Annotated in this window: 10 protein-coding genes; 6 read left to right on the top strand and 4 right to left on the bottom strand. The window is 44.4% G+C overall.

Going from position 1 to position 13,862, the window contains the following annotated elements:
• Window positions 1-8: 8 nt before the first annotated feature.
• Complete coding sequence (locus tag NL647_RS21625) at window positions 9-3,143, top strand: efflux RND transporter permease subunit (protein ID WP_047512869.1); 3,135 nt, start codon at window positions 9-11, stop codon at window positions 3,141-3,143.
• Between the two features lie 36 nt (window positions 3,144-3,179).
• Here NL647_RS21625 and NL647_RS21620 read toward each other — a convergent pair whose 3' ends face one another.
• A complete protein-coding gene (locus NL647_RS21620) occupies window positions 3,180-4,469 on the bottom strand; it encodes a peptidoglycan DD-metalloendopeptidase family protein (RefSeq protein WP_005449171.1) in 1,290 nt (429 codons plus the stop codon).
• A gap of 130 nt (window positions 4,470-4,599) precedes the next feature.
• Between NL647_RS21620 and tyrS the strand changes: the two genes are divergently transcribed.
• Both tyrS and NL647_RS21610 read left to right on the top strand, forming a co-directional pair.
• Window positions 4,600-5,787, top strand: a complete 1,188-nt coding sequence (gene tyrS / locus NL647_RS21615; protein WP_005449169.1) for a tyrosine--tRNA ligase — start codon at window positions 4,600-4,602, stop codon at window positions 5,785-5,787.
• Window positions 5,788-6,211: 424 nt separating this feature from the next.
• Complete coding sequence (locus NL647_RS21610) at window positions 6,212-7,057, top strand: magnesium transporter (RefSeq protein ID WP_005449167.1); 846 nt, start codon at window positions 6,212-6,214, stop codon at window positions 7,055-7,057.
• Here NL647_RS21610 and dacB read toward each other — a convergent pair.
• The gene (gene dacB, locus NL647_RS21605; RefSeq protein WP_253650669.1) at window positions 7,036-8,460 is read right to left on the bottom strand and encodes a serine-type D-Ala-D-Ala carboxypeptidase; all 1,425 of its coding nucleotides are present in this window, start codon (window positions 8,458-8,460) and stop codon (window positions 7,036-7,038) included. The two genes, NL647_RS21610 and dacB, sit on opposite strands and share 22 nt — an antisense overlap.
• 116 nt (window positions 8,461-8,576) lie before the next feature.
• Window positions 8,577-9,587: a porin gene (locus NL647_RS21600; protein ID WP_017817695.1), complete on the bottom strand. Its 1,011-nt coding sequence runs from the start codon at window positions 9,585-9,587 to the stop codon at window positions 8,577-8,579.
• Window positions 9,588-10,124: 537 nt separating this feature from the next.
• On the opposite strand from NL647_RS21600, the gene greA reads away from it, so the two are divergent.
• Window positions 10,125-10,598 carry a transcription elongation factor GreA gene (gene greA / locus NL647_RS21595; protein ID WP_005439449.1) on the top strand — a complete coding sequence of 158 codons (474 nt, stop codon included), beginning with the start codon at window positions 10,125-10,127 and terminating at the stop codon, window positions 10,596-10,598.
• Window positions 10,599-10,689: 91 nt separating this feature from the next.
• Here greA and yhbY read toward each other — a convergent pair whose 3' ends face one another.
• Window positions 10,690-10,986 carry a ribosome assembly RNA-binding protein YhbY gene (gene yhbY, locus NL647_RS21590; RefSeq protein WP_005425257.1) on the bottom strand — a complete coding sequence of 99 codons (297 nt, stop codon included), beginning with the start codon at window positions 10,984-10,986 and terminating at the stop codon, window positions 10,690-10,692.
• A gap of 138 nt (window positions 10,987-11,124) precedes the next feature.
• On the opposite strand from yhbY, the gene rlmE reads away from it, so the two are divergent.
• Together rlmE and ftsH are read left to right on the top strand one after the other, a co-directional pair.
• The gene (rlmE, locus tag NL647_RS21585) at window positions 11,125-11,754 is read left to right on the top strand and encodes a 23S rRNA (uridine(2552)-2'-O)-methyltransferase RlmE (protein ID WP_005439450.1); all 630 of its coding nucleotides are present in this window, start codon (window positions 11,125-11,127) and stop codon (window positions 11,752-11,754) included.
• Between the two features lie 108 nt (window positions 11,755-11,862).
• Window positions 11,863-13,842 carry an ATP-dependent zinc metalloprotease FtsH gene (ftsH, locus tag NL647_RS21580; protein ID WP_009698724.1) on the top strand — a complete coding sequence of 660 codons (1,980 nt, stop codon included), beginning with the start codon at window positions 11,863-11,865 and terminating at the stop codon, window positions 13,840-13,842.
• Window positions 13,843-13,862 lie beyond the last annotated feature (20 nt).

Raw genomic sequence — 13,862 nt, 5'->3', positions numbered from 1 at the left:
GAGGCAATATGTTTGCTTTGATTGATGCTGCGTTATCGCGTGCACGTACCATGCTTACATTGTTGGTGATGATTTTGATTGCCGGAGTGATCACCTACATTACGATTCCGAAAGAGTCGAGCCCCGACATTACCATCCCTATTATCTATGTTTCGGTTAGTCACCAAGGTATTTCCCCGACCGATGCGGAGCGCTTATTGGTTCGTCCGATAGAGCAAGAACTTCGTTCAATAGAAGGCGTTAAGGAGATGACCGCGATTGCTTCAGAGGGACATGCGTCGGTTACTCTAGAGTTCAGTGTCGGCGTTGACTTAGCTGAAGCTATGGCTGATGTTCGTGATGCGGTGGATCTTGCTAAACCTAAATTGCCTGAAGACAGTGATGAGCCAACAGTTAACGAAGTAACATTCGCATCTGAAGAGCCTGTCCTCACTCTGGTTCTGTATGGCACAGTCCCTGAGCGTACAACAGTACAAATCGCACGAGCTTTACGTGATAAGTTAGAAAGCTATCGTCAGGTATTGGAAGTCGATATTGCGGGGGATCGCGAAGATATCGTTGAGATCGTGGTCGATCCGTTATTGATGGAAAGTTACGGTTTGGATCAAGCCGATATCTACAATTTGATTGCTTTAAACAACCGAGTGGTTGCTGCTGGCTTTGTCGATACTGGTTATGGTCGCTTCTCGGTTAAAGTCCCTTCCGTATTTGATTCGTTAAAAGATGTATTAGAACTACCGATCAAGGTAAATGGCAAAGAGGTGATCACTTTTGGTGATGTCGCGACAGTGCGCCGAGCCTTCCGTGACCCTGAAAGTTTTGCTCGTTTAGATGGTGAACCAGCGGTGGTGCTCAATGTGAAAAAGCGTGCCGGTGAAAACATCATAGAAACGGTTGAGCTCGTTAAACAAGTTCTGATTGAAGCGCAAAAGCAGACTGGTTGGCCGAATAACCTGCAAGTTAAATACACTTGGGATCAGTCTGATGACGTTAAGCTGATGCTTAGCGATCTGCAAAACAACATTCTGTCTGCAATTATTCTGGTCGTTATTGTCATCATTGCCATTCTGGGTGTTCGAACGGCACTGTTAGTTGGTATTTCTATTCCGGGCTCTTTCTTAACTGGCTTATTGGTGTTGTCGGTTTTTGGTTTGACCGTCAACATCGTGGTGCTATTCGCACTGATTATGGCTGTAGGCATGTTAGTCGATGGTGCCATTGTTGTTACGGAATTTGCTGATAGGCGGATGCAAGAGGGCACACCACGTAAAGAAGCATATAGGGATGCAGCAAAACGTATGGCATGGCCGATTACTGCTTCTACAGCAACCACTTTGGCAGCGTTTGCACCACTGCTATTTTGGCCGGATATTACTGGTGAGTTCATGAAATACTTACCATTAACTCTCATTGCAACCCTCAGTGCTTCGCTAATGATGGCATTACTTTTCGTCCCTGTGATTGGTGGAATCATTGGTAAGCCTCAAGTCGTCGATGCACAGCGTCAGCAAGAGATGGTTGACCTGCATAATGGTGAATTTGATAAAGCGACAGGCATTACCAAGCTTTATTACCAAACCCTGTCTATCGCGATCCGACATCCATTGAAAGTGTTACTCAGCGCAATTTTGCTCGCGGGTGGTGTTGGTTTTACTTACAACAAAGCCGGCTTAGGTGCGGAGTTCTTTCCTGAAGTGGATCCCGCCTTCTTTACGGTCAAAGTTCGTTCTTATGGTGATTTGTCGATCAATGAGAAAGACATCGTAATGAAAGAAATTGAGAAAGTAATGCTAGGGCATGATGAGTTTGAAAGCGTCTACACACGTACTGGTTCCGATTCAAATGATGGTGATGAGATTGGTCAAATTCAGATCACGCCGGTGGATTGGCAATATCGCCGTAAAGTCAAAGATATTATTGAGGAACTTAAGCAAACCACCAATCAATTCTCCGGTGTTGAGTTGGAATACAAATTCCCCGATGCAGGACCACCAGTTGAGCATGATCTCGTGATTGAAATGTCGGCGCAAAACTCAAGTATCGATCAATTGGACAGTGCCGCCAAAATGGTTCGTTACTGGGCTGATCGTAACCCTGCGTTAACTAACTTAAGTGATACAACGAATAAAGAAGGAATTGATTGGCAGATTGATATCCGCAGAGACGATGCTTCTCGCTTTGCGGCCGATGCAACTTTGGTTGGAAACACCGTTCAGTTTGTTACCAACGGTTTGAAGATTGGTGATTATCTTCCGGATGATGCCGATGAAGAAGTCGATATCTTAGTACGTTATCCGCAAGATAAGCGTGATATTGGGCGTTTTGATCAGCTGAGAGTGAAAACGGCTGCGGGCTTAGTACCGATTACTAACTTTGCTCAAATTAAACCGGATCATAAGCAGGATACGATTCGCCGAGTTGATGGGCGCCGAGTGGTAAATATCAAAGCGGATATGGTTGAGGGGTATAACCTCGCACTGGAGCTACCAAAGATAACGGCGGAAGTGGCGCAATTGGGTTTACCTGCTGGGATTGAGTTTAAAATTCGTGGGCAAAACGAAGAGCAAGAGAACTCTTCCGCTTTCTTGCAAAATGCTTTTATGGTTGCTCTTGGTGTGATGGCGCTTATTTTGATTACTCAGTTTAATAGCTTCTATCAAGCCTTTTTGATCCTAAGTGCAGTGCTTTTCTCTACGGTCGGTGTGTTTGCTGGATTGCTGATTTTCCAAAAGCCATTCGGCATTATTATGTCGGGCATTGGGGTGATCGCACTGGCCGGGATTGTTGTGAACAACAATATTGTATTGATAGATACTTACAATCAGATGCGTAAACGAGGGCTAGAAAAGTCAGAGGCAATTTTGCGTACCGGAGTACAGCGTCTGCGACCTGTATTGTTGACCACAGTAACGACGATACTTGGCTTGCTGCCAATGGTGCTAGAGATGAACATCGACTTAGTTAACCAGAAGATTGAATTTGGTGCACCGAGTACGCAGTGGTGGTCTCAATTAGCAACTGCAGTTGCAGGTGGGCTCGCATTTGCAACCGTGTTAACTCTAGTGCTTACTCCATGTTTATTGATGCTAGGTAGAGAGCACAATATTGATGAACCTGAACCTGAAACAAAAGAGGCAGCGTAAGCTGCCTCTTAGGTATTGTCGTGAATCACGACTTATTTATTTCATTGCGAGCAACTTACTGTAGCGTTCTAGTTTTGCCATGCTCACTTTTGCGTTCGCCATGAAGGTTTGTTTTGCTTTACCCGTTAAAGATTTTGACTGCGGAAGCTTAACTGTTCTAGCGTTCTTGTGTACGCCGTTTACCAAGAATTCGTAGTGCAAGTGAGGTCCCGTAACCCGCCCAGTGCCGCCGAGCGTACCAATGGTTTGTCCTTGTTTCACTCTCTGTCCTGTCTTAACCATGCGTTTAGTTAAATGCAGGTATTTGGTAATGTAAGTGTTGCTGTGTTTGATGAACACATAGTTGCCGTTGAACTTATTGTAGGCAGACTTTTGTACCACACCATCACCAGCAGCCCAGATCGGTGTGCCAACAGGCGCAGCGTAGTCGGTGCCTCGGTGAGGACGAACCTTACCAGTGACAGGGTGTAAACGACGAGGGTTGAAATTAGACGTTACGCGACGGAAGTCCAATGGCGCACGCAAAAAGGCTTTCTTCATGGCTCGACCATTTTCATCGTAATACTTGCCGCTCTTTTCATCCAAAATTGCAGTAAAGGTATCACCTTGGTTCTTAAACACTGCAGCAATAATTTTTCCTCGCCCAATGACTTCACCTTCGACGACTTCTTCTTGGTAAAGCACACGGAAAGTATCGTTTTTACGAATATCCAATGCAAAGTCGATGTCCCAACCAAAAATGCCTGCCAGCTCCATAATTTGGTTTGCATTCAACCCAGATGAAATACCGGCATTCCAGAAGTTAGATTTAATCGTCGCTTCAGCGTAGTTGTACTGATAATCGACTTCTTTTTTATCGATCTCTGAGACGTATTTGTTGCCTTGCAGCTTAATGCGGAAAGTTTCAAACGCATTCAGCGTGCGTTGAAGTTGAACAAAGTCGTTGTTTTCATCAAACCCAAATTTCAGCTTATCTCCTGGACGAAGACGAGAGAGCTGCTGTTTGATTTCTTTATCTGAAGTGATCAGTTCATGCAAAAGACGAGGGGATAAGCCGACGCGGTTAAAAAGTACCGCTGCACTTTCCCCATTTTTGACCTTATATGTTTCCCAACGCAAGACAGAAGGAAGATTAGAAGAAGCGCTGCGCTCTGGTGATTCGACAGATATCGACACTGGATAATGCTCGCCAACTTTAAGGCGGCTTTGCTGCGGATCGAGGTCTTGCGGATCGGGTAAGAAAAATAGCGCGACGATGATAAGCGCACTAAAAAAGCCGATCAGTACTTTGTGCAAGAGTGGGAGTCGGACAAAAATCGAATGCATGAGGTACTTGATTACTAAATTAAACGTAAAAATTGACAACTACCTAGTCTAACGTGTTTCAAAATGCATCGCTATTCAAGTAAGATGTTCAGCTATTATATTTTTGCCAAATCTGTGGGAGTGAACAAGAATGGCGAGCATTGAAGCTGCACTAGCCGAGATTAAGCGCGGTGTTGAAGAGCTGATTCCAGAAGAAGAGCTGATCGCAAAACTTAAAGAAGGTCGTCCTCTACGTATTAAATTGGGCGCCGATCCAACAGCACCTGACATTCACCTAGGCCATACGGTTATTTTCAATAAGCTTCGCTTGTTCCAAGAACTAGGTCATGAAGTGACATTCCTTATCGGTGATTTCACTGCAATGGTTGGTGACCCAACAGGTAAGAACACAACTCGTCCACCGCTAAGCCGTGAAGACGTGCTACGTAACGCAGAAACGTACAAAGAACAGGTGTTCAAAATCCTAGACCCAGCTAAGACAAAAATTCAGTTCAACTCTGAGTGGCTATCTGAGCTTGGTGCAGAAGGCATGATCCGTCTTGCTGCAAACCAAACTGTTGCTCGTATGCTAGAGCGTGATGATTTTAAAAAGCGTTACGCTGGTGGTCAGCCAATTGCTATCCATGAGTTCATGTACCCACTACTTCAAGGTTGGGACTCAGTAGCAATGGAAACTGACGTTGAACTGGGTGGTACTGACCAGAAGTTCAACCTATTGATGGGTCGCGAGTTGCAAAAATCTCACGGTCAAAAACCACAAGTTGTTCTTATGATGCCACTTCTAGTCGGTCTAGATGGTGAGAAGAAGATGTCTAAATCTTCTGGTAACTACATTGGTATCAGCGAAGCACCAAGCGAAATGTTTGGTAAGATCATGTCAATCTCTGATGATCTAATGTGGAGCTACTACGAGCTGTTGTCTTTCCGTCCTCTAGAAGAAATTGCACAATTTAAAGCGGATGTAGAAGCAGGCAAGAACCCTCGTGATATCAAAGTACTGCTAGCAAAAGAAATCATTGCACGCTTCCATAGTGAAGCAGATGCAGATGCGGCAGAGCAAGAGTTCGTTAACCGTTTCGCGAAAAACCAAATTCCTGACGAAATGCCAGAGTTTGATTTTGAGACTGGCACGCCAGTAGCAAACCTATTGAAAGAAGCGGGTCTATGTGCTTCAACTTCTGAAGCTATGCGCATGGTTAAGCAAGGCGCAGCTAAGATCGAAGGCGAGAAAGTTGCTGATGCGAAGTTTGTTCCTGAAGCAGGCACTTACGTATTCCAAGTAGGTAAACGTAAATTCGCACGTATTACTATTAAGTAATCAATAACTGTTCAAAATGAAAGCGCCTTATAGGCGCTTTTTTTGTATTAAAATTTGGTGAATACACGCGAGATTGACTGTAAAAATGGTCGAACTTTGTTACTATACGCGCGCTGCTACGTGAGCAGCTTTATCGGAGATTTACATGAACAATACCGACCATCCTCCCAGTTGTTGGGTGAGTAAGATTAAGGGAGCGAAATAACCCGCTTCGGTATTGGCGATCTCCGCCTTACCTTAGTGGTGAGGCATCTTTTCTTCTAGTTTTCCTTTTATTATTTCCTTTCATAAATTCTGAATAGACAGTGCTTTGGCATTGATGTTTTCGCGCGTCCTGCATTTGTATTTATACAAGTCGGGTGTGCAGAAAGCTTTTTGCGTGCGTTGTCGATGGTCGTTACCAATGCCAATCGGGAGATTCGCCATGACGGTAATGAACAACACTTTTATTGAAACAACACCAAACTTCTCAGAAGTGGAGATTGGTGCCGCTCGTAATGCCTTTTTGCAATACGAACAAGAGCAACAATTGCACCTACTAACGATCATGCCTATTGATGAGGCGGTTGGTATTTTGCAGCACTGCTCGGTTGGCTATGTGAATAGCCTTATCGCTCAACTTGAACAAGCTGGATATGATAAACGTGCTCGTCACTATGCTCACCAATTAGGTTTACATATGTCGGAAGTCGATACACCAGATGGCTACTTATCGACTAGTGTGTTGGAACATGTGAAGCAGCGTATTGGTTGGATCATTGCTCTTGCCCTTTTAGGGATAGTGTCGGGTTTGATCATTGCTCAGTATGAGGACACTTTAAGTCAACTTGTATTGCTTGCCGTGTATATGCCCGTAATCGCTGCTGCTGGTGGTAATACCGGAACTCAGGCTGCGACCTTAGTCATTCGCGCACTCGCCACTGGAGAGTTAAAGAAACGCCAATGGTTAGAAGTTTTGTGGAAAGAAAGTCGCGTAGCGCTGTTTATTGCCTTGGCGATTGCGATCGTGATGATTGGTCGAATCATGCTATTTAGTGGTGGGCAATCAACAGGGGGCTTTGCACTGGAAGATATCGCATTAGCCATTGCGGTTGCGTTATTTATTCAGGTGACTATCTCAACCACACTTGGAGGATTACTTCCTATCATAGCGCGTGCATGTAAACTGGACCCCGCCGTATTGGTGAGCCCAGTATTAGCATCGATCGTCGATATCTCAGGTATGTGGATCTACTTTACCGTGGTGAACTACTTCTTAGGTATTGCCTGACTAAAACTCACAATGTCTTGGTAGAACAATTTCTCAAAACGAGTAATCGGGGCGACGACAGGCTTGTTATCGTCCCTTTTTTCTGGGAAATAGTCCGACACAAACTGAACAAATAGCGTGTTTGGTTTGCCGTTTTTATCAAGCCCATACCCCGCCATATTGTACGTGCCGTACAAGGACCCGCTTTTTGCAATCAACTGTCCTTTAATAGGAGCTTTACGCATACTCTGGCGGTACTGCAATGTTCCTGATTCACCGGACTTTGGCATAATTGCTATCAAGTTGAGTTCTTGTTCGTGTTGCCAAATGTAGCGCAAGATAGCAGCCATCGACTTCGCTGAAATGCGGTTATTGCGTGATAAACCTGACCCATCTTCTAATCGGGCATTGCGAATGTCGATCCCCGTATTGGAGAAAATGATTTGTTTGATTGCTTCAGTGCCGTTAGTAAAACTGCCAGGTTGCACAAAGAACTTAGCGCCAAGTGTTTTAGTAAGAGTATCGGCAATTAAGTTATCTGAGCGTTTTAACATCTCATCAAGCAACTGTGGTAATGGTTTTGATTTGTGTACTGCCAATAACTTGCGTGACTTTTCAGGTGCTTTGCCGACTCGAATTTTTCCTTTTAATGAAATGCCGACTTGCTTGAGCAATTTCTCTACTTTTTGGCTTGTGTAGCCTTCAGGATCTTGCACTGCAAACTTGAGGGGGAGTGGTTTATCGCCACGGTCTACTAAGCAGCCGGTTAGTTGATATTGGTTGTTTGGGTTAGCGATGAGCTCTAAATCACAATGACGGCTCTTCTGGACGCTTTTTGACACGGTTTGAGCGCTGGTGGCGACATTAATTGGTTGATGCTCAGGAACATAAACACGAGTTGTACCGTTTTTTTGTGTGTATATCGATGCTTGAACGCAATTTTCATTCAGTGTCACAGCAGATGCAGGAGCGCTATAGCAAACGCCTAGAATATCCCATGGCCATCCAACGGCACGGTTGTAGCCAGTAAAAGCGCTGTTATCTAACCAAAGATCCCCATTGATTCGGTTTAGACCGTTTTTTTTCGCTCGTGTCAGCATGGTTTTAAGATCTTGCGTTACAAGCGTAGGATCGCCGGAAAAAGTGAAGACGGCGTCAGAGTTGGAGCTTTCTAACGTTGTACGAAAAGTAAAGCCATTGCCCAGCTCAAGCTTTGCAGCCAAGGCTGTCACAACTTTTAATGTACTTGCTGGGGGGAAATACTGCTCAGTGGGATGAATGCCTTTTAGCTCACTTTGCCCATTAAGTTTTTCAGCAACCAAACTGATACGTGCTCCGTCTGGCAGCACCTCTTGGTGGGGATAAGCAAAAGAGAGAAGTGGAGTAAGGCTAGAGAGTAGTAACAATGACCAACGTAAGCGCATAGTAATAGTTCGTAAGGTTAGTTATGCAATTGAGTATATACCGAAAAATCGCAGAATTCTGGATATAAAAAATGCCCGCATAAGCGAGCATTTTATCTTCAAGTCGTAAGACTGAATTAGAAGTCGTAACGTAGACCTAGAGCTAGCTCGTCTTCAGAATCGATCTTCGTTGCTTTGTAGTTAGCAGAAGTCGTTGAGCCCATAGCATCGCCAGCATCAATTAGGTTGAAGTTGTACGATACGTAACCACGGAAGTTAGGCTTGAAGTAGTAAGACGCGTCAACTGCGAAGTTGTTTGCAGAAGTTTCGTTGTTAGTTTCTGCGTTGTTGTACGTCGTTGTGAACACTGTTTGACCTAGAGTGTAAGCACCTGCTAGTTCGTAACCAGTGTAATCTACAGTTTTCTTGAATGTTGCTTCTTTTTCACCGTCAGTGAATAGACCTGCAAAGTATAGGTCGTTCATTGTGTAAGAAGCAGCAAGCATGTATTCGTTAGCGTCAGATTGGTCTGCGTAACCAGCACCTAGGTCAAGACCAGTGTCGCCTAGAGTGTAGATAGCAGATAGAGAGTAGCCATCTTCGCCGTTATCAGTGTACTCAGTACCAGCTGCGTTTTCTACGCGGTCAGCGAAACGGTAGCTAGCTTTAACTGCTAGGTTTTCGAATTGACCTTTGTAAGACAGCATGTTGTCTGAACGGTCAGCTGCAGCTAGTTTGTCAGCAGCAGAGTTACCAGCGTACGCCATGATATCTGTGAAGTCAGTGATAACGCCTAGCGCACCGTCGTTTTTACCGTAAGTAACTTCACCGAATGCACCGCCTAGACCAGCGTATGCGTAACGAGTGTCAAGGTTGCTGTTGCCGTCTACGCCGCCTTCTTCAGCAGTAGTAAATTCACCTTCCCAGAAACCAACACCGTATAGGTTGTCGTTGATTGCTTGTGTGCCAAGGAAGTTTAGACGGATACGAGAGTTGTCCGCTACGTCGCCATCTTTCATAGATAGACGTGCTTCAGCACGACCGCCCATTTCTAGAGAAGTGCCGTCTTGGTTGTAAAGTTCAGCTGCGTTAACGCCAGTTGCCATAGCTGCTGCAGATACAGAAAGAGCAATTAGAGTCTTTTTCATCTTATTTGTCCTAGTTAGCTGTCCATAATCATTGTTTTATGGGGGAGAGGTTATCTCTCACAAGCTATTGTTGTTCGTATAGTTTCATTCGCGGCAAATGCCCACACTCGAAAAAGCCATAACGAAATAACTTGCCGGACATGTTTTACTGCTAAAGTTTCCTTATGAGTTAGTAAAATGATATAAATCCAACTAATGAACACTGTTCAATTGGTTGTTATTTCATCTTAAAGTGTTGTTTTTAAATGATTATATCTTGTCTAACATTGGTCTGACATTGATTTGTTTTTATCTTTTTTGATGTTTTTAGCGTAATAAACAGTGTTGTTTTTCAATAAATTGCGATGATGCGTAAATCTAAAAACGATTGATGGCGTGGTATTAACCACACAACTGAGTCGCGAAATCGAATTAAGGTGATTTCACACCCTAGTTTGTTTAAACTAACCAAAACAGAATCTTTGAACGTACTACCCAGTCCCTATGATTGGGTGGGATTTTTTTGTCCAAAGACACCTTTGGCCTTGAGGTTATATAATGGAAAAAGTTCCAATGACACTACGTGGCGAACAGTTGCTACGTACAGAACTCGATCGTCTACTAAAGCTTCGCCCGCAAATTTCAGAAGCAATCGCAGAAGCGCGTGAACTAGGCGACTTGAAGGAAAACGCAGAATACCACGCTGCTCGTGAAGAGCAGGGGATCTGTGAAGCACAAATTCGTGACATTGAATACAAGCTATCTGTTGCTCAAGTCATTGACGTAACAACGATGGACAACACTGGTAAGGTGATTTTTGGTTCAACCGTTACTCTGATTGACTGTGATACAGAAGAAGAGAAAACCTACCAAATCGTGGGTGATGACGAAGCAGATATTAAAGCGGGTCGTATTTCGATTAGCTCGCCAATTGCTCGTGGCTTGATCGGTAAAATGGAAGGTGACGAAGTTGTTATTCAAACTCCTGGCGGAGCGAAAGACTTCGAAATCGACAGCGTTGAGTACATCTAACTTCGTGTTCTAACGGTTAGTTGAAATAAACTCTAGATGCAAAAAAGGTCGCCTATGGCGACCTTTTCTTCTTCCGCTGCGCAAGTAGGTATTACTTACGTGGGATTTCGATTTTACGCTCTTCAGACTGGCGGTATAGCACAAGTACCTTACCGATTGTCTGAACTTTTTCAGCGCCCGTCTCACGTACGATAGCGTCGATGATCAGCTGTTTTGTCTCACGGTCTTCTGATGCAACTTTAATTTTGATCAGTTCGTGGTGGTCAAGAGCGATTTCAATTTCTGCTAGCACGGCTTCTGTAAGTCCATTTGCGCCCATTAGCACAACAGGTTTTAAACTGTGAGCCAGGCCTTTTAGGTGCTGCTTTTGTTTGGTGCTTAGGTTCATTACGCGGCCAATTTTCTTTAAAATAAGGGTTGAAAAAAGCTATTTTAACGCCATCTATTGCTGAAGACTATAATTTATTGAGTAATAGGTTGAGCCTATTAAAACAATAGCTCCTAATTACGCCTTGTTGGGATTAAGATGAGTAAACAAAAACATTCGGCTAGTTCTGGTCGTTGGTTGAAAGAACACTTTGACGATAAATATGCGAACGAAGCTCGTAAAAAAGGCTATCGTTCTCGTGCTTACTTCAAAATTGAAGAGATCCAAACAAAAGATAAATTGTTGAAATCTGGGATGACAGTCGTCGATTTAGGCGCCGCTCCAGGTGGATGGTCTCAATATGCTGCTAAGATAATAGGTGAAGAAGGTCAAATCATCGCATGTGACTTATTACCTATGGATCCAATCGCTGGTGTAAGCTTTTTGCAAGGTGACTTTCGTGACGAGGCGGTTTTAGACGCTCTATTGGAAAGAATCCAACCTTCGATGGTGGACGTAGTAATGTCTGATATGGCTCCAAACATCGCTGGTAACAATTCCGTAGATCAGCCACGAGCTATGTATTTAGTTGAATTGGCTTTAGATATGTGTCGACAAGTTCTAGCACCTAATGGTAGCTTTGTCGTAAAGGTTTTCCAGGGTGAAGGCTTCGATCAATTTGTGAAAGAAGTCCGAGACATGTTTAAAGTCGTAAAAATCAGAAAACCAGACTCATCGCGAGCTCGCTCACGAGAAGTCTTTGTTGTAGCCACTGGTTACAAAGGTTAACTATTTCGCTCGTTTAGAGCATGGTTAACACTATAGCTACAGCTAATAAACTGTAGTACCCTACCTTTAATTACAATTAGTTATCGAGAGGCTGACACCTTGAGTGACATGGCAAAAAATTTAATTCTGTGGCTTGTTATCGCTGTCGTGTTGATGTCGGTATTCCAGAGCTTTGGCCCTGGAGAGAGCAATGGCAGAACCGTGGATTACACCACGTTTGTACAGGAAGTTGGCCAAGGCCAGATTCAAGAAGCAACTTTTAAAGACGGTGAAATTAGTTTTGTTCGTCGTGGCGGCGGTGCCAAAATGGTCACTTACATGCCTGTGTACGATCAAAAGCTTCTAGATGACCTAATTAACCAAAACGTGAAAGTGCAAGGTACGCCTCCTGAAGAGCAAAGCTTACTTGGCACAATCTTCATTTCTTGGTTCCCTATGATCTTACTGATTGGTGTGTGGATTTTCTTCATGCGTCAAATGCAAGGCGGCGGCGGTAAAGGCGCCATGTCTTTCGGTAAGAGCAAAGCTCGTATGATGAGCGAAGAGCAGATCAAGACGACTTTTGCGGATGTCGCAGGTTGTGATGAAGCAAAAGAAGACGTTAAAGAACTGGTTGACTACCTACGCGATCCAAGCCGATTCCAAAAATTGGGCGGTAAGATCCCGACAGGTGTACTTATGGTTGGTCCTCCAGGTACTGGTAAAACGCTTCTAGCGAAAGCCATTGCTGGTGAAGCAAAAGTGCCTTTCTTTACTATCTCTGGTTCTGACTTCGTAGAAATGTTTGTTGGTGTTGGTGCGTCTCGTGTGCGTGATATGTTCGAACAAGCGAAGAAAGCGGCACCTTGTATCATCTTTATCGATGAGATTGATGCAGTAGGTCGTCAGCGTGGTGCTGGTGTAGGTGGTGGTCACGATGAACGTGAACAAACCCTAAACCAAATGCTCGTTGAAATGGATGGTTTCGAAGGTAACGAAGGTATCATTGTTATCGCAGCGACTAACCGTCCAGACGTGTTGGACCCAGCACTACTGCGTCCTGGTCGCTTTGACCGTCAAGTTGTTGTTGGTCTTCCAGACGTACGTGGTCGTGAACAGATTCTTAAAGTACACATGCGCAAAGTACCTCTAGCAGGTGACGTAGAGCCTTCTCTAATCGCACGTGGTACACCTGGCTTCTCTGGTGCTGACTTAGCAAACCTAGTAAACGAAGCAGCCCTATTCGCTGCGCGTGGTAACAAGCGCAACGTTTCTATGGTTGAATTTGAACTAGCGAAAGACAAAATCATGATGGGTGCAGAGCGCCGTTCAATGGTGATGTCTGAAGAAGTAAAAGAGTCAACTGCTTACCACGAAGCAGGTCACGCGATTGTTGGTCGCCTAGTACCTGAACATGACCCTGTGTACAAAGTCTCTATCATTCCACGTGGTCGTGCGCTTGGTGTGACTATGTACCTACCAGAGCAAGACCGTGTGAGCATGTCTCGCCAACACCTAGAATCTATGGTTTCTAGTTTGTACGGTGGTCGTCTTGCTGAAGAGCTAATCTACGGTGCTGATAAAGTATCGACAGGTGCATCGAACGATATCGAGCGTGCAACTGATATTGCTCGTAAGATGGTGACGCAATGGGGCTTCTCTGAAAAACTTGGTCCGCTTCTATATGCGGAAGAAGAAGGTGAGGTGTTCCTAGGACGTAGCGTGACACAGACTAAACATATGTCTGATGACACAGCGAAGCTAATCGATGATGAAGTTCGTAAGATCATCGACCGCAACTACGACCGTGCGAAGCAAATTCTGGAAGACAACATGGACATCATGCATGCGATGAAAGATGCGCTAATGAAGTATGAAACCATTGATGCTGGCCAGATTGATGACCTGATGGAGCGTAAGACTGAGATTCGTGAACCTGCTGGTTGGGGTGATAAGCCTGCAAACAAACCAGAAGATAACGATAAGCCTCAGGCTAAACCTGAAGTGAAAGCGGAAGAGAAACCAGTTGAACCGACTAAACCGGTAGAACAACCAACGTCTCAAGAAGCGACTTCAAGTGAAGCTCCAGAAAAGAAAGACTCTGAATAAAGAGTAGCGTTAATAAAAAA

The sequence above is a fragment of the Vibrio sp. Y29_XK_CS5 genome (assembly GCF_024181835.1).
GTDB classification, from domain to species: Bacteria; Pseudomonadota; Gammaproteobacteria; order Enterobacterales; family Vibrionaceae; genus Vibrio; species Vibrio harveyi.
The sequence above is the reverse complement of the archived record's forward strand: the minus strand, read 5'-3'. Positions and strand labels throughout refer to the sequence as shown.

What these genes read in the sequence shown, in the direction of transcription:
- NL647_RS21610 (WP_005449167.1), top strand. Translation starts at nt 6,212, where the DNA reads ATGACGGTAATGAACAACACTTTTATTGAAACAACACCAAACTTCTCA.
- greA (WP_005439449.1), top strand. Translation starts at nt 10,125, where the DNA reads ATGGAAAAAGTTCCAATGACACTACGTGGCGAACAGTTGCTACGTACA.
- ftsH (WP_009698724.1), top strand. Translation starts at nt 11,863, where the DNA reads ATGGCAAAAAATTTAATTCTGTGGCTTGTTATCGCTGTCGTGTTGATG.
- NL647_RS21625 (WP_047512869.1), top strand. Translation starts at nt 9, where the DNA reads ATGTTTGCTTTGATTGATGCTGCGTTATCGCGTGCACGTACCATGCTT.
- dacB (WP_253650669.1), bottom strand. Translation starts at nt 8,460, where the DNA reads ATGCGCTTACGTTGGTCATTGTTACTACTCTCTAGCCTTACTCCACTT.
- yhbY (WP_005425257.1), bottom strand. Translation starts at nt 10,986, where the DNA reads ATGAACCTAAGCACCAAACAAAAGCAGCACCTAAAAGGCCTGGCTCAC.
- rlmE (WP_005439450.1), top strand. Translation starts at nt 11,125, where the DNA reads ATGAGTAAACAAAAACATTCGGCTAGTTCTGGTCGTTGGTTGAAAGAA.
- tyrS (WP_005449169.1), top strand. Translation starts at nt 4,600, where the DNA reads ATGGCGAGCATTGAAGCTGCACTAGCCGAGATTAAGCGCGGTGTTGAA.
- NL647_RS21620 (WP_005449171.1), bottom strand. Translation starts at nt 4,469, where the DNA reads ATGCATTCGATTTTTGTCCGACTCCCACTCTTGCACAAAGTACTGATC.
- NL647_RS21600 (WP_017817695.1), bottom strand. Translation starts at nt 9,587, where the DNA reads ATGAAAAAGACTCTAATTGCTCTTTCTGTATCTGCAGCAGCTATGGCA.